The 15,172-nt window shown below is 61.1% G+C and carries 16 protein-coding genes and 1 other RNA gene; 11 read left to right on the top strand and 6 right to left on the bottom strand.

Annotated features, from left to right (window positions below; genetic code table 11):
• The first annotated feature begins 91 nt into the window (after nt 1-91).
• Complete coding sequence (locus ACSQ20_RS13700; protein WP_436020795.1) at nt 92-1,183, top strand: substrate-binding domain-containing protein; 1,092 nt, start codon at nt 92-94, stop codon at nt 1,181-1,183.
• A 111-nt stretch (nt 1,184-1,294) separates the two neighbouring features.
• The gene (locus tag ACSQ20_RS13695; RefSeq protein WP_436020793.1) at nt 1,295-1,570 is read left to right on the top strand and encodes a hypothetical protein; all 276 of its coding nucleotides are present in this window, start codon (nt 1,295-1,297) and stop codon (nt 1,568-1,570) included.
• A 31-nt stretch (nt 1,571-1,601) separates the two neighbouring features.
• On the opposite strand, the gene ACSQ20_RS13690 is transcribed toward ACSQ20_RS13695, so the two are convergent.
• The gene (locus tag ACSQ20_RS13690) at nt 1,602-1,985 is read right to left on the bottom strand and encodes a hypothetical protein (protein ID WP_436020791.1); all 384 of its coding nucleotides are present in this window, start codon (nt 1,983-1,985) and stop codon (nt 1,602-1,604) included.
• Between the two features lie 302 nt (nt 1,986-2,287).
• Between ACSQ20_RS13690 and ACSQ20_RS13685 the strand changes: the two genes are divergently transcribed.
• From ACSQ20_RS13685 to ACSQ20_RS13660, 6 genes are all read left to right on the top strand, one after another.
• The gene (locus ACSQ20_RS13685; protein WP_436023097.1) at nt 2,288-3,271 is read left to right on the top strand and encodes an ABC transporter substrate-binding protein; all 984 of its coding nucleotides are present in this window, start codon (nt 2,288-2,290) and stop codon (nt 3,269-3,271) included.
• Between the two features lie 349 nt (nt 3,272-3,620).
• The gene (locus ACSQ20_RS13680; protein WP_436020789.1) at nt 3,621-4,595 is read left to right on the top strand and encodes a protoglobin domain-containing protein; all 975 of its coding nucleotides are present in this window, start codon (nt 3,621-3,623) and stop codon (nt 4,593-4,595) included.
• Nucleotides 4,596-4,599: 4 nt separating this feature from the next.
• On the top strand, nt 4,600-4,974 hold the full coding sequence (locus ACSQ20_RS13675) for an STAS domain-containing protein (RefSeq protein ID WP_436020787.1): 375 nt from the start codon (nt 4,600-4,602) through the stop codon (nt 4,972-4,974).
• Nucleotides 4,964-5,365: an anti-sigma regulatory factor gene (locus ACSQ20_RS13670; protein ID WP_436020785.1), complete on the top strand. Its 402-nt coding sequence runs from the start codon at nt 4,964-4,966 to the stop codon at nt 5,363-5,365. The genes ACSQ20_RS13675 and ACSQ20_RS13670 overlap by 11 nt, the downstream gene beginning before the upstream one ends.
• Nucleotides 5,362-5,982 (top strand): SpoIIE family protein phosphatase, encoded by a 621-nt coding sequence (locus tag ACSQ20_RS13665; protein WP_436020783.1) that lies wholly within the window; start codon nt 5,362-5,364, stop codon nt 5,980-5,982. The genes ACSQ20_RS13670 and ACSQ20_RS13665 overlap by 4 nt, the downstream gene beginning before the upstream one ends.
• Nucleotides 5,979-7,346 carry a PAS domain-containing protein gene (locus ACSQ20_RS13660; RefSeq protein ID WP_436020781.1) on the top strand — a complete coding sequence of 456 codons (1,368 nt, stop codon included), beginning with the start codon at nt 5,979-5,981 and terminating at the stop codon, nt 7,344-7,346. Before ACSQ20_RS13665 ends, ACSQ20_RS13660 begins: the two co-directional genes overlap by 4 nt.
• Nucleotides 7,347-7,372: 26 nt before the next feature.
• On the opposite strand, the gene ACSQ20_RS13655 is transcribed toward ACSQ20_RS13660, so the two are convergent.
• Nucleotides 7,373-7,843: an ATP-binding protein gene (locus ACSQ20_RS13655; protein WP_436020779.1), complete on the bottom strand. Its 471-nt coding sequence runs from the start codon at nt 7,841-7,843 to the stop codon at nt 7,373-7,375.
• Between the two features lie 307 nt (nt 7,844-8,150).
• Here ACSQ20_RS13655 and ACSQ20_RS13650 point away from each other — a divergent pair, with 307 nt between their 5' ends.
• Both ACSQ20_RS13650 and ACSQ20_RS13645 read left to right on the top strand, forming a co-directional pair.
• Nucleotides 8,151-8,480, top strand: coding sequence for a type II toxin-antitoxin system PrlF family antitoxin (locus ACSQ20_RS13650; RefSeq protein ID WP_436020777.1), 330 nt, complete (start codon nt 8,151-8,153; stop codon nt 8,478-8,480).
• Complete coding sequence (locus ACSQ20_RS13645; RefSeq protein ID WP_436020775.1) at nt 8,477-8,983, top strand: type II toxin-antitoxin system YhaV family toxin; 507 nt, start codon at nt 8,477-8,479, stop codon at nt 8,981-8,983. Before ACSQ20_RS13650 ends, ACSQ20_RS13645 begins: the two co-directional genes overlap by 4 nt.
• 127 nt (nt 8,984-9,110) lie before the next feature.
• Here ACSQ20_RS13645 and ssrA read toward each other — a convergent pair.
• From ssrA to ompA, 4 genes are all read right to left on the bottom strand, one after another.
• Nucleotides 9,111-9,511: a transfer-messenger RNA gene (gene ssrA / locus ACSQ20_RS13640) on the bottom strand.
• A 74-nt stretch (nt 9,512-9,585) separates the two neighbouring features.
• A complete protein-coding gene (locus ACSQ20_RS13635; protein WP_436020773.1) occupies nt 9,586-10,302 on the bottom strand; it encodes an HAD-IA family hydrolase in 717 nt (238 codons plus the stop codon).
• A gap of 43 nt (nt 10,303-10,345) precedes the next feature.
• Entirely contained in the window at nt 10,346-11,044 is a 699-nt protein-coding gene (gene ubiG, locus ACSQ20_RS13630) for a bifunctional 2-polyprenyl-6-hydroxyphenol methylase/3-demethylubiquinol 3-O-methyltransferase UbiG (RefSeq protein ID WP_436020771.1), read from the bottom strand.
• Nucleotides 11,045-11,224: 180 nt separating this feature from the next.
• Nucleotides 11,225-11,884 (bottom strand): outer membrane protein OmpA, encoded by a 660-nt coding sequence (gene ompA, locus ACSQ20_RS13625; RefSeq protein ID WP_436020769.1) that lies wholly within the window; start codon nt 11,882-11,884, stop codon nt 11,225-11,227.
• 560 nt (nt 11,885-12,444) lie between these two features.
• Here ompA and gyrA point away from each other — a divergent pair.
• Nucleotides 12,445-15,108 (top strand): DNA gyrase subunit A, encoded by a 2,664-nt coding sequence (gene gyrA / locus ACSQ20_RS13620; protein ID WP_436020767.1) that lies wholly within the window; start codon nt 12,445-12,447, stop codon nt 15,106-15,108.
• Nucleotides 15,109-15,172: the final 64 nt, after the last annotated feature.

Here is a 15,172-nt window from a genome sequence, read left to right as displayed (position 1 = left end):
TATGGAGCCCATATATGCTCAGGCTGTGCCGTTTGTTATCGAACAATAGGCTCGTGTACCACGACATGCAATAGGAAATTGGACTGCATAAATGATCGACATTCGCTGCGTCACTGAATTGGTCGTACGAGACAGCGCAGGCCGTGAAGCAAGCCTCACCGACATCGTGCCGTTGCTGGTACTCGTCGACGAGACGGGCAGCATCGCGCAGGCTGCCGAGCAGCATCGGCTGTCGTATCGCCATGCCTGGGGGCTGCTGCGTCAGTTCGAGGCGCGGCTCGGCGGCGACTTGATCGCCAAGGAGCGCGGCAAGGGCTCGGCGTTGTCGGATCTCGGGCACGCGGTCGTGCGCGCGCAACGTCTTTGCGCCGAGCGGCTGGACGGCTCGGTGCAGATGCTGGCGAGTGAAGTGGCCGACGAACTCAATCGTCACCTTGGGCGCGTGGGCGCTGTGCGTATTCACGCGTCGCACGGCTATGCCGTCGCGGCGCTCGTGACCGAATTGCAGCGTCGGCATGCGGACGCGGTCGATATCAAATACCGCGAGAGCGCCGAGGCCGTGGCGTCGCTGGCAAGGGGCGAGTGCGACTTCGCGGGCTTTCATCTGCCGCGCGGCGCATTTCGCGAGCAGTGCGCCGACATCTACCGAAGCTGGCTTGACCCACGCCGGCACATGCTCATCTATCTGACGCGGCGCAAACAGGGTCTCTTTTTGCAAAAGGGCAACCCGAAGGGGGTGCGGGGTCTGGACGATCTGGCGCGCGGCGACGTGCGCTTCGTCAATCGCCAGCCGGGCTCGGGCACGCGTCTTTTGATCGATCTCGAGCTGCGCCGTGTCGGCGTCGATCCCGAGCGGATCACAGGCTACGCATCGACGGAATTGACGCACACGGCAATCGCGGCGTTCGTGGCAAGCGGCATGGCGGATGTCGGCTTCGGCGTTGCGCCCGCGGCGCACCATTTCGGGCTGGACTTCATCCCGATCGTCGATGAAGATTATTACTTCGCCTGCGAGCGTTCACGCCTCGCGGCGGGGCCGCTGGCCACCGCCGTGACCATCCTGCGCAGCGAGGGATTCCTGGCCGGCGTTTCGCGCCTCGAAGGGTACGATCCGGCCGATTGCGGCACGCTTGTCGACATCGCGAGCGGGCTGCGCGGCGGCATCTTGCAGCAACTGCGCTGAAAAAGGTATTGGCGCGTAACACGCGTCGCTGCACAGAACGATGGTTCTGCGTTACGCTTGCAGCCTTTGTTCTGATCCATACACCACGCGCCGACGGGCGCTGCTATTGCTATGAAATTGTTCATCCATAGAGGCGCCGCCTTTATCGTTGCTGGCGCGCTCCTCGGCGCGACGGCGGTTTGCGCTTTCGCGCAAAACTCGCCGGGCGTGCCGGGCGGCATTCTCAACGACGAATTTCGCTTGCAGGAGCATCCGCAGATGCAATTCGCGGCTTCCGACGCCGCCGCGAGGGCCAAGAAATATCAGTCGGGACGCTCGGAGTTGCGTAAGCGCGGCGATCTCGGCGACCCGGACGGCTGCAACCTCAAATGCCCGCAAGATCAATGAGCGCTAGCGCTTAGCGCTTAAGCGGGAAGTATCAAACGACACAGCGCGCGATGTGATAACGCAGTTCGGGTTCGGAAACGGAGCCGTCGTCGGATGATGGCTTGCGCACGTTGACGGCGCTGCCGCTACCTGCGGGGACAAGTGTGATACGCCACGTGTCGGCACGTGCGCCGTTGCCGATCGCGAGTTCGGTTCCGCCGCTGGCGCTGGCGCGGTGCACGCTATGCAAACGGCTCGAGAGGCAGCTCGCGATGGCGGTAGGTGCACGGCGCGACGTGAAGGCCATCGCCGAATCGGACGAGTGCGCGGCGAGAGCCGCCGAAGTGCCCGCGCCGTTCGACGCGGAGGGAGACGAGCCGCACGCGGCCAATCCGAGAAGCGGGAATACGGCGAGAAAGGCAAAAATCTTGGTCATGTGAACGCGGTCCAGAGAAAACATTGCGGCGAGACAAGGGTGAAGGGTGCGCGCAGGCAACGTAGTCTAACCGCAGGGCAGTGCGAATAATTCGTCGAAAAAAAGCCAAAAACGCCCATTACCGTCGTCGCCCCGTCACTCGTGGTGGTCGCTGGCGGGTGCGACCGGACTCGTTACGTAGACGTAACAGCGTGTGCAGCAGCGTTTCTACGCGAAGGCGCCGAAGCGCGGGAGTGCGCTCGGGTACAGTTTTGCTGCAGGCAATCGATGTAAGCCGCGATTTGTTCGTACTCGTGAGCGACATGATGACCCACGTGCGCTTAATGCTCGAATACTTTCATCCGTGGCCCAATTCAGCGGGGTTTTTTTTCGCGCGAGCGATGGGGTGGTTTGCCGATCAGGGCATCGAGCTGGAAATTCGTGTCCCCGATGTTCATCGGGGCGATGCGCGCGAGCATCTGTCGAGGGGTGAAGTCGAGTTCGGCGTTGTCCCAACCAAGCGATTTCTGGCAAGTGTCTGCGAAGCCGAAGCGCTGGTCGCCGTTGGCGCCGTCAATCAGTGCAGCCTGGAGGCGATCCACTCCGTTCGCGGAAACAATATTGCACGGCCAAGGGACCTCTGCGGAAGGCGCGTCTCCATGAATCCGACACCTCGCGGGATAGCCATGCTGCGGCATTTGATCGAAACGGACGGCGCAGATCCGAACGACGTAATTGTCGTCGATAACGGCAAGCGGGAATTAACGTTCGATGAGCTTGCATGCGGTGCGGCCGACGCAAGCTTCGGAAGCTACTGGCCATGGGAGTCGGTCATGCCGTCGAATATCGGCGAACACGAGAAGATCGTTCTGCCGATTCGCGAGTGGGGTGCTCCGGACTTCCACAGCTATTTGCTCTGCACGTCGCGCGAATGGGCTGAACGCAGCGGCGGGGTGCTTCAGCGGTTTCTTGCCGTTGTTCATCGCGGATATCGTGCGGTTATGTGTCAGCCTGCGATAGCCGCGCCTATCTACGAGCGCGTGATTCCCTATTTCCCGCGCACCCAGATCGCGTCATCACTCGACAAGATCGCGCCAACCTGGGCGCTGCATGGACAATGGGGCGTCATTCGTCACGCGAGCGTCGACGCATACGCTCATTGGCTCTATCGACATGACGTTCTGCCCGTAGTGCCCGATTGGAGTCGGGCACTGATGGGAACAAAGCTGCACGCTGCCGCAGTCTCGGAAAGAAACAAAGTCCGGAGACTATCCGAACCCTTAGTGTTGGCGGGTTCAGCCACTTGATTTAACGGTACCGAAGCGGACGAACACGCTTCGCGCAGCGTTGCGCAAGATTCCCCCTCAACCTGCCGCTTGGCTTAGAGCCGACATCCGAAAAAGGCGAATTCGAAGATCCCTTCCTCACCCTCGCCGCATGGGAGAACCGTCATGCGTGACGCCCTCCTTGGTCCCGCCTGATAAGGGCTTTCATCCGCAATACCTGCCCGCCCTGCGTCTTGCCACTTCGCAAATCCTGTTTATACTGCATCAATTAGACGAAAGCGCTGCACCTTAAATCCTTGGCGTACCGTACCCGTAATTGGAGCAAAAGCCCAAAGCGGTTGGGCCAACTGGACATTCACAGGAGGCGTGCATGGGGGAACCACTCCAGCAGCGTGAAGCGCGGGGGTTGATGCACCAAATGGGGCTCAACGATGTGACCATCGAGCGGCGCAAGCAAGTGGTCGGACTGGAGCCCGTCGATGTCGATCGCATTGCAGCCGTCAGGCAGTTGGTACTTGATAGATTGGATCACTATGCAGACGTATTCTTCGAGCATCTAGCGAGCCTCGATGAAGCCCGACCGCTGATCAATAATCGGGCGCTCGCCGATAAAGCGAAGCGGCTCAAACGCGAACACCTGCACGCGATGGTGTCCGGCGAATACGGCGCGAAGTACGTCGAACAGCGTCTCGAACTCGGCCTGCTCTACTCGGCTGCCGGCCTTGACACACGCGTTTTCCTCGGCGCGTTTCATCATCTGCTGGCAAGCATCGGCGCGGACATCGTGAGGCAAAGCGGTCAAACACAAGCGGATGCCTTCGAGAATTTCATGTCGCTGAAAAAGCTCGCTTTTTTCGACATCTGCCTGATTGTCGACGTCATGGTGTTCGAGCGGGAGCGTGTCATCCGCCAGCAGCAAGACGCGATTCGCGAGCTTTCCACACCCGTTTTGCAACTGCGCGATCGTTTGCTTCTGCTTCCGATCATCGGCGTCATCGACACTTACCGTGCGCGGCTCATTACCGAAAGCCTGCTCGAAGCTATTCGAAGCAACCGTGCCAAGGTCGTGGTGATGGATATCACCGGTGTTGCCACCATCGACTCGAAAGTGGCCAATCATATTTTGCAAACCGTGGAGGCCGCGCGCCTGATGGGCGCGCAAGTGATCGTCACCGGTATCCGCGCGCCCGTGGCGCAATCGCTTGTCGCGCTGGGCATCGAGCTTGGCAGACTGGACACGGTCGGCGACCTGCAAGGCGGTATCGAGCTGGCCGAGCGGGCCATCGGCTATCGCATCGTGCTCCAGTCGGAGCCCATCGATGCGCGACTGAACGGAGCGAGCTGACGCCGTGTCCGTCCCCATCCTCAAGCAAGGCGACGTGCTGATCGCGTCGATCCAATCCGCCCTGTCGGACCAGGAGCTCGTTCAACTGCGCGATGACTTCGCAGAGCGGGTAGGGCGCTTTCGTACCAAGGGCGTGATTATCGACGTGATGGCGCTCGATGTCCTGGATTCGTTTGCGACCCGCACGCTGCGCGGTATCGCGGAGGTCGTGAAGCTGCGCGGTGCCACCACGGTCGTCGTCGGTATCCAGCCCGAGGTGGCCTTCGCGATGGTGCAGCTCGGGCTTGCGCTCGACGGCGTGGCCACCGCGCTCGATCTCGAAGAGGGCCTGGCCTATCTTCGCGGCGCGGCGAACCGGGGCCGTCGCCATGTCGACTGAAGTTCGTGTGCCCATCGAGCGGGAGGCGGACATCGTGGTGGCTCGCCAGAAAGGCCGCGAACTCGCCGCGTCGACAGGATTCTCGAATACGGACCAGACGATCATCGCGCTCGCCATCTCGGAAATGGCGCGAAATATCATCAGCTACGCGGGTACCGGCGAAATTGTGCTGACGCCGCTTGACGATGGCGCACGCCGCGGCATACTCATCGTCGCGCGCGATGAAGGGCCAGGCATCGCGGACATCGACCTCGCGATGCGCGATGGCTATTCCACCGGAAAAAGTTTGGGCGTGGGCCTGCCCGGCACCAAGCGGATCATGGACGAGTTCCATCTGAGCTCGGTGCTGGGCCTTGGCACGACGATCACGATGAAGCGGTGGTTGCGATGACGAGCGCCACGCCACTCGCGAGACCGGTCATCGAATGGGGATGGGCGGGCCACGCGCTGGAGACGGAGTCGGGGGACCTGCATGTGGTCGTCGAATTCGATGGGGGTGCGCTCGTCGCGCTGCTCGATGGGCTCGGGCACGGCCCCGAAGCGGCCGCGGCCGCCCAGGCGGCGGTGCCACTGCTCGAAGCCCATGCCGGCGAGCCCGTGGAGACACTCGTGCAGCGATGTCACGAGGCGCTGCGTGCCACGCGTGGGGCTGTCATGAGTGTTGCGTCGTTCAACGCGCTTGATTCCTGCGTGACATGGACGGGCGTCGGCAATGTCGACGGCATCCTCGTTCGCGCGAGCGACATTCACGCGCGGCGCGATGAAGCGATTTCAACGCGTGGCGGGGTGGTTGGCTACCGGCTGCCGCGATTGCGTACCGACAGCTTTGCGGTGTCGCGCGGCGACACGCTCGTCATGGCAACGGACGGCATCAAAAACAGCTTTTCGGCGGGCGTGTCAATCGAATACAGCCCGCAGGAGATTGCCGAATCGATCCTGGTCCGATACGGGAGGCGGACCGACGATGCTCACGTCGTCGTTGCGCGCTATGTCGGAGCGAGCTCATGACAACGCGGCTCGAGGAGCTGACCGACGAATACATATCGGTGCTGATCTCGTATTTCGACACGCACGACGAGGCGGCGCTCACGTTCGCCTACGAACTGGGAAGACGGGCCTTGTCCGAGGGGCTCGGCGTGCTCGATATGGCCGCTTTGCACCGTGCAGCAGTCGGTGCGCTCGTTTTGCCGGCCCCCCCGGTCGACCAACCCCGCTTCGCCGATGCGTTGCTGACCTGCTTCAATGAATTGCTGGCGCCGTTCGAGATCTCGCTGCACGGGTATCGCGCGGCGCTGGCTGCCAGCGAGGAGCGGTTTCAACTTGCCGTGAGCGGCTCGACCGCCGGACTGTGGGACTGGAACCCGCAGACCGACGAGATGTACTTTTCGCCGCATTTCAAAGGAATCATGGGTTATGCGGATCACGAGCTGGCGAATGAACGGCTCGGACACGTGAATGCGATTCACCCGGACGATGTCGCTCGGGTGACGCAAAGCCTCGATGCGCATCTGGAGCGGCGCGACACTTACAACGTGGAATATCGTATCCGCACCAAGTCGGGCGAGTTCCGGTGGATTCAGTCACGCGGGCAGGCATTATGGAGCCCATCTGGCGCGCCGTATCGAATGGTCGGCTGGATCATGGACATCACCGATCGCAAGCGCGATGAAGAGGCGCTGCGAATTTCGCGCGAAGAATTGCGGCGCCTGTCGGCGCATATTCAGCAGATACGCGAAGAAGAGAAAGCCCGTATCGCGCGCGAGTTGCACGACGATCTCGGGCAGCAACTGACCGCGCTCAAGATGGCGGTGACGTTGCTGGAGCACAGGAAGCCGGACCCGAGCGCGCCTGCCTTGTCGCGTGACGAACTCGATGGTATCTACGGGTTGATCGATCAGTTGATCGATTCGGTGCGGCGGATCGCGTCGGATCTGCGCCCGGTGATGCTCGACGATCTCGGCCCGATTCCTGCGATCGAATGGCTGGCCAACGAGTTCTCCGCGCGCTACAACGTGCGGGTGATCCGCCATATCGATGCGGAGACGATCACATTCAATCAGGCAAGCCGTATCGAGGTGTTTCGAATGGTGCAGGAAGCACTGACGAACGTCGCACGCCATTCCGGCGCGACCGAAGTCGTGCTCGACATCATTCGCGACGAGCCCAACTGCATCTTGCGGATCGTCGACAATGGCCGCGGCGCCGCCCGTGAAGGGCGCAGGGGCCGGCACTCGTTTGGCCTGCTAGGCATGCGCGAGCGCGCCATGCTGCTTGGCGGCGAACTCGAGATCCGCACCGCGCCCGGCGCTGGGTTTGCGTTGACGGCAACGTTGCCGCTCTCAGCCGTGGAAGACAAAGCACCACCGGAATGACCCGAAGCAAGCTGCCGTGACGCGCGTCAGCTTCGGGGCGTCACTCCATATCGACGCATGAATTCCTCAGCGCCGACGGGAGATGCCCATTGTCTTAGCGTGACCTTCACGCCAGCGCCGGTGGTTGACTCGATCTCGAACTCGTCTACGAGGCGCTGCGCGCCGGCGAGACCCAGGCCTAGCCCGCCACCGGTTGAATATCCGTCTTGCATCGCCCGTGCGATATCGGCGATACCGGCCCCCCAATCCTGTGCGACGACGACAACGCCACGGCGCCGGCCGCTGAGCGCAGCGGCGAATGACAGTTCGCCGTGGCCCGCGTGGACGACAATGTTTCGCGCGATCTCGCTGACCGCCGTGGCCAGCGCGGCGGTTCTATCTTCGTGCAGCCCTTCGAGCGTGCCCCATTCGCGAGCTTGCCGACGTGCCATTGCCACGTCCGACTCGTCGCGGATGGGCAGCAGCACCGTTGGCTGATGTGCGCCGCGTTCCGTCATGACTGCGGCTCTCTGCCGGCCGTGACAATATCGATGCGCCGGTTCATGTGCGGCCCAATGTCGAATGAAAGCATTTCATACGATAAATGAAGCCGTGCGAAAGCAACAGAGGAATCTAGCAAAGAAATCTAGCGTCAGCCTGAGGATGACGGTTGGGCTGCCGATATGTGGTGGTGGAACACGGAACCGAACCCGCGTCCATTGTCTGCAGAGGCGTCCGTTCCGCAAGCCAGACAATTCAATCGCATTGTCATGGTAAGGCGATCGCATTACTGTGCAGATATTCCTTCTTTGACTGGAAAGCGCCATGCCTGCCCCCCTCGAAGTCGAATCCACACTGACCGACCGCTACCAGACGACAGTGCCGGAAACCGTGCGCCGTGCTCTCCGACTGGGTAAGCGCGACAAGATCCACTACACGATCCGCCCGAGCGGCGAGGTCGTGCTGACGCGGGCCGAGGCCTCCGAAGGTGACGATCCGGTGCTCGGCCAATTCTTGGGTTTCCTGGCTCGTGATATCGCCAGCCACCCAGAGCGCCTGCAGGCCGTGAACGCCGACCTTGTCCACCGGCTCCAGTCGCTGATTGGCGGTATTGACGTCGATCTCGATGCTGCCCTGTCGGCAGACGATGAATGAGCACGCGCAAGTCCGCTCCCCTGGCCATTCTCGGCTGGACGGTTTTTGCTCCCCCCCTGTTCCTGGCTCAGATTGAAGCTTTAGCCCTGCAGGTCGAGGCCCTTAAGCAAAAGGACCCAGTCGGATACGAGAAGAGGAACGCCAGTAAGCGACTGGCCGCGATTACCAAACTCGCGTTCGATGTCATCCCGCAAGATCCGACCCGGCCCGAGTACCGGCAAGGCAACACCCTTGGTGACGAGCACAAGCACTGGTTCCGGGCCAAGTTCTTCCAGCAGTACCGGCTGTTCTTCCGTTACCACGCACCCAGCAAAGTAATCGTGTTCGCGTGGGTCAACGACGAGGAAACCAACCGGGCTTACGAAAGCAGTGATGACGCCTATCGCATGTTTCGCAAGATGCTCGAAAGCGGCCACCCACCGGACGACTGGAATCGGTTGTTGGCCGAAGCACGTGTCGAGGGGCAACGGTTGCAGCGATTCGCTGCGACCATTGCGCCGTAAGACTTGGCTTCTGTGGCGAACAGCGTTGTCATGGCTGGCGTTTGCGAGGCCAGTGCCGGGAACCGCGCCAACACTGGCGTTCCGGGCAGAAAAAAACCCAACCGATAAGGGTTGGGTTTTTGATATGTGGTGGAGCCGGCGGGAATCGAACCCGCGTCCAGAAATACTCCACAGCCAGTTCTACATACTTAGTCCGATCATTTGATTTAACTGCATCAGCGCGGACGGACACGCTCCTTTGCAGCGAGTCACTAGATCGTCGGCCTTCACGTCGTGACACCGCGAAGGATTAGCTGACGTAAATGACCTCGCGCGGTATTGCTACCGGTCTTGCGACCCTGGCCCGTCAGCGAACCAGTGCGAGGAAAGCCGGTTTTTAGGCGGCTTGTACCAGGAGAGCGTCGTTAGACGCCGCGCCAAAGCGCTTATCGAGGTTTGCATTTACAGATTTCCCATTGATTTACGAGGGACGGGTCCTCGGTATGCCCTGAACTGCTTCGTTACCCCTGTCGAAACCAGGTCGGCCCCTGACAAGCTGTGAATTATCTCACAGAACAGAAGATGGTGCGGCCGGCGCGTTTTTCAAGGGCACCGGATGGCATTCATCGACGCAGCTCGGCCAGTAGCTGCCGGAGCTGCATCGGCGAATCGACGATGTGCTGCGCGTGCCACAACGCCGGGGGCAGGTCAGTGCCGCAATAACCGTAGGCGGCGGCGACTGTCATCATGCCTGCCGCAAAGCCGGCCTGTACGTCACGCAGGTCGTCGCCGATATAGACGATCTGCTTCGGGCGGATCGCCAGTTCGTTCGCCGCGTGCAAAAGCGGGGCCGGGTGCGGCTTCGCGTGCGGCGTGGTGTCGCCCGCCACCACGCAGCTTGCGCGCGCGGCAAGGCCTAGCTGCTCCACGAGCGGCATGGTGAGCCGCGCCACTTTATTCGTGACGATGCCCCAGCGTACCTCGCGTGCGTCGAGTTCGTCGAGCAGTTCGCCTATGCCGGGAAAGAGCGTGCTTTCGATGCACAGGTCCGCTTCGTAGTTGGCCAGGAACTCCTCTCGCATCGCCGCATATTCGTGATGTTCCGGGCCAATTTCGAATGCGCCGCCGATGAGGCCGCGCGCACCTGCCGAAGCGAGGGGCCTGAGTTGCTCGAGCGGCAGCATGTCGAGGCGCCGATCCGCTCGCATTTTATTGACTGCGGCAACCAGATCAGGCGCGGTATCGGCGAGCGTGCCGTCCAGATCGAAAAGCACTGCGTGACACAGGCATATCGACGCGGTGGCGTTTTCGTGCTCGGGCAGGGAGGTCGGCTGGCTCATAACGAAGAAGAGTAAACGCTGTATTAAAGGCTAAGCGCGAGCGTCAGCTTTCGCGGCGGCAGGCGAAAAGGTAGTTGACGCTGGTGTCGTCCGACAACGCAAAGCGTTTGCCGAGCGGGCGATAGGTGATGCCTTTGATATCCACGCTGCGAAGCGACGCTGCGCGCACGAACGACGCCAACTCGGACGGGCGAATGAAACGCGCATACTCGTGCGTGCCCTTCGGCAGCATCCGCGCGATGTACTCCGCGCCAACGACCGCGAACAGGTACGACTTCACATTGCGGTTCAACGTGGAGAAAAATACCCAACCGCCCGGTTTCACGAGCGTCGCGCAGGCTGTGACGATCGCGGCGGGATCGGGCACGTGCTCGAGCATCTCCATACAGGTGACGACGTCGTAACTGGCGGGTTCACGCGCTGCCAGTGCCTCGGCCGAGACTTCCTCGTACTCGACGGCGATGCCGCTTTCAAGGCTGTGCAGGTCGGCCACGCCCAGCGCTTGCGAGGACAGATCGATCCCCTTCACCTGCGCGCCGAGCCCCGCCATCGACTCCGACAAGATGCCGCCGCCGCAACCGATGTCGAGCACCCGCTTGACCGAAAGGTGAGCGTGCGCATCGATCCATCCGAGTCGCACCGGGTTCAGCTCGTGCAACGGCTTGAACTCGGCATTGGGGTCCCACCAGCGATGGGCGAGATCGCTGAACTTCTGAAGCTCGTGGGGATCGGCATTCGTCATAGCGAATCGGGATAACAAAATAATAAATTAATAAATAAATGTCCTACGAGTAAGCCCGAGTATATCGGGCCTCGTGCATAGGTAAAAGCCGGCCGAATGGCCACACCTTCGAAGTGCGGCGCGAAAGAGCAGAAAAAAACCCCGCCTGAGCGGGGTTTCTTGAACTGCGGTAAGCGGTGCTTACTGGCTGGTTTTCTGTGTACCGACCACTTCCACTTCCACGCGACGGTTCGGCGCGAGGCAGGCGATGAGCGACTTGCTGCGGCCCTTGCCCACGCAATCGGTCTTGACCGGGTTGCGCTTGCCCTTGCCTTCCGTGTAGATCTTGTTGGCAGGGACACCCTTGCTGACCAAGTACGCCTTGACAGCTTGCGCACGGCGCAGCGACAGACGATCGTTGTACTTGTCCGAACCGATCTTGTCGGTGTGGCCCGTGGCGACGATCACTTCCGTGTCCATCCCTTGAATCTTCGTCGACAGATCGTCGAGCTGTTGCTTGCCGGCCGGCTTCAGAACTGCTTTGTCGAAGTCGAACAGCGCATCGGCCGAATAGGTGACCTTCTGGCTCGTGATGGCCGGAGCTGCCGGGGCTTCGGGTGCCGGCGGCGTCGGGGCTTGCGCGACGAGGGCGCCGTCGCACTTCGCGTTCGCCGTTGCCGGCGTCCAGAATGCATCGCGCCAGCAAAGCTCGTTCGTGCCGTTCATCCACACGTATTCGCCGGTGCCGTTGACCCAGTTGTCATTCGTGGCTTGTCGCGACGCCGGCACCGACTGTGCCGAAGCGGATGCAGCCATTACTGCGGTAGCTGCAATGAACGCGAGCTTTGAAAGTTTATTCATATTTCTCCTCTCGAATTTGAGATTACCGCAGGTTTACTGCGAGCCTGGATGACGAAGACAAGTCAAACATTGCGCGAAGTATAGCATTGGTGCAGTACAAAAAATTCGTGCCCATGTCGACCCTGCGAGCTGCGTCTAACCAAGTGCGTTGGCATTTTGCCATATCGTTCCCTTCTTACGAAAAAAAAATCCCGCCGCTTGTAACCGTCCGTTTCGATTGTGGTGCGCCCGCAACACTAAGCGGGACGGGCTTCTCCGCCCGGCCGCGCTCCGCACGATACATGCCAGCCTGTAAAGAAGAATCGACTCAAGTGCTGCCAAAAACGGCGCATTGGGCCGTTTGACAATGTCCCGATGGGGGAGTACGTCCCCATCTCGGGCGGCCGGCGCCAGCGTGCTAGAATCGCCGGATGCCCGGCTTTCGGTGGCGGGGCGATGTGAGGCGAACAGCGGATAGCGGTCAGTTACCAAGCGTTAAGCGCAAGCGTCAAGCGGTGCAAGGTGGTGGTGAGCGGTAGCAAGCCGTCCCGCTTCGGTTTCGCCTGAAAAAGATACGGATAATGGATCAATTCGCCAAAGAGACTCTGCCCATCTCCCTTGAGGAGGAAATGCGCCGTTCGTATATCGAGTACGCGATGAGCGTAATCGTCGGACGTGCGCTTCCCGATGTCCGTGACGGCCTCAAACCCGTGCATCGGCGCGTCCTTTATGCCATGCACGAGCTCAATAACGACTGGAATCGAGCTTACAAGAAGTCGGCGCGTATTGTCGGCGATGTCATCGGTAAATACCATCCGCATGGCGATCAGGCGGTCTACGACACGATCGTCCGCATGGCGCAGCATTTCTCGCTGCGCTACATGCTCGTCGACGGGCAGGGCAACTTCGGTTCGGTGGATGGCGACAACGCTGCGGCGATGCGCTACACCGAAATCCGCATGGCCAAGATCGGCCATGAACTGCTGGCCGACATCGACAAGGAAACGGTCGATTTCGGGCCGAACTATGACGGCAGCGAGAACGAGCCGCTGATTCTGCCCGCGCGCATTCCGAACCTGCTGATCAACGGCTCGTCGGGCATCGCGGTCGGGATGGCCACGAACATCCCGCCGCACAACCTGGGCGAGGTAGTCGACGCCTGCCAGCATCTGCTGAAGAACCCGGCCGCAACAGTCGACGAACTGCTCGAAATCATTCCGGCGCCGGACTTCCCGACCGGCGGCATCATCTACGGCGTGGCCGGCGTGCGCGATGGCTACCGCACGGGGCGCGGGCGCGTCGTGATGCGCGCGCAAACGCATTTCGAGGAAATCGACCGCGGCCAGCGCATGGCGATCATCGTCGATGAACTTCCGTATCAGGTGAACAAGCGCTCCTTGCTCGAGCGGATCGCCGAGCTCGTCAACGAAAAGAAGCTCGACGGCATCTCGGATATCCGCGACGAGTCCGACAAAAGCGGCATGCGCGTCGTGATCGAGCTCAAGCGTGGTGAAGTACCCGAGGTCGTCCTCAACAATCTGTATAAAGCCACGCAGCTGCAAGATACGTTCGGCGTCAATATGGTGGCGCTCGTCGACGGCCAGCCGAAGCTGCTCAATCTGCAGCAGATGCTCGAGGCGTTCTTGTCGCATCGACGGGAAGTCCTGACGCGGCGCACCGTATACGAATTGCGCAAGGCGCGCGAGCGCGGCCATGTGCTCGAAGGCCTGGCCGTCGCGCTCGCGAACATCGACGAGTTCATCGCCATCATCAAGGCCGCTCCGACGCCGCCGATCGCCAAGCAGGAATTGATGGCGCGCGCGTGGGATTCGTCGCTCGTGCGCGACATGCTCGCGCGCGCGCAGACCGATAACGCAGCCGCGGGCGGGCGCGAGGCCTACCGGCCGGATGGCTTGAACCCGGCCTTCGGTATGCAAGGCGACGGCCTGTACAAGTTGTCCGATACGCAGGCCCAGGAAATCCTGCAGATGCGCCTGCAACGGCTGACAGGCCTCGAGCAGGACAAGATCATCGGGGAGTATCGCGAGGTCATGGCGCAGATCGCCGATTTGCTCGATATCCTCGCGCGCCCGGAGCGGATTACGGCGATCATCGGCGACGAACTGGTCGCGGTGAAGGCCGAATTTGGCGACGCACGCCGCTCGCGTATCGAGCTCAATGCGACGGAGTTGAACACCGAAGACCTGATTACGCCGCAAGACATGGTCGTCACGATGTCGCACACGGGCTACGTGAAGTCGCAGCCGCTGTCCGAATATCGGGCGCAAAAGCGCGGCGGGCGTGGCAAGCAAGCTACGCAGATGAAGGAAGACGACTGGATTGACACGCTTTTCATCGCCAACACGCACGACCACATGTTGTGCTTCTCGAATCGCGGGCGTGTTTATTGGGTCAAGGTCTACGAAGTGCCGCAAGGTTCACGCAATTCGCGCGGGCGACCGATCGTCAATATGTTCCCGCTGCAAGAAGGCGAAAAAATCAACGTGGTTTTGCCGGTCAAGGAATTTTCGGCGGACAAGTACGTCTTTATGGCAACGGCGCTCGGTACGGTCAAAAAGACGCCGCTCGAGGCTTTCAGCAGACCATTGCGCAAGGGTATCATTGCCGTCGGTCTCGATGATGGCGACTACCTGATCGGCGCGTCGATCACCGACGGTCAGCATGACGTCATGCTCTTTTCCGACGCGGGCAAGGCGGTGCGCTTCGACGAGAACGACGTGCGTCCGATGGGCCGCGAGGCGCGCGGCGTGCGCGGCATGCAACTCGACGAAGGGCAGCATGTCATTGCAATGCTCGTGGCGGGCAGCGAAGAGCAATCGGTATTGACGGCGACCGAAAACGGGTATGGCAAGCGCACGCCGATCACCGAGTACACGCGGCATGGCCGCGGCACGAAGGGCATGATCGCGATTCAGACGTCCGAGCGAAACGGCCGCGTGGTTGCTGCGACGCTGGTGGACGCCGAAGATCAGATCATGTTGATCACGAACACGGGTGTGCTGATCCGCACACGGGTGGCCGAGATTCGCGAGATGGGCCGGGCAACGCAGGGTGTTACACTCATCAGCCTTGACGATGGCACCAAGCTCTCTGGACTGCAGCAGATTGCCGAAGCGGATGCCGATGTCGATCTCGATATTGACGGCGCGGTTGATGGCCCGATCGATGGCCCGATCGACGAGCCGCTTGCCGATGATGCGAACGGCGAGGATGGCGAAGCCTGATCACGGCCGGCCGGCGTGGGCACTTCGCCGCGCTGCGCTCGCCAAACCGACTAATTTTTTAGAG

It is taken from the genome of Trinickia sp. LjRoot230, from assembly GCF_964253315.1.
Classification (GTDB): Bacteria; Pseudomonadota; Gammaproteobacteria; order Burkholderiales; family Burkholderiaceae; genus Trinickia.
The sequence above is the reverse complement of the archived record's forward strand: the minus strand, read 5'-3'. Positions and strand labels throughout refer to the sequence as shown.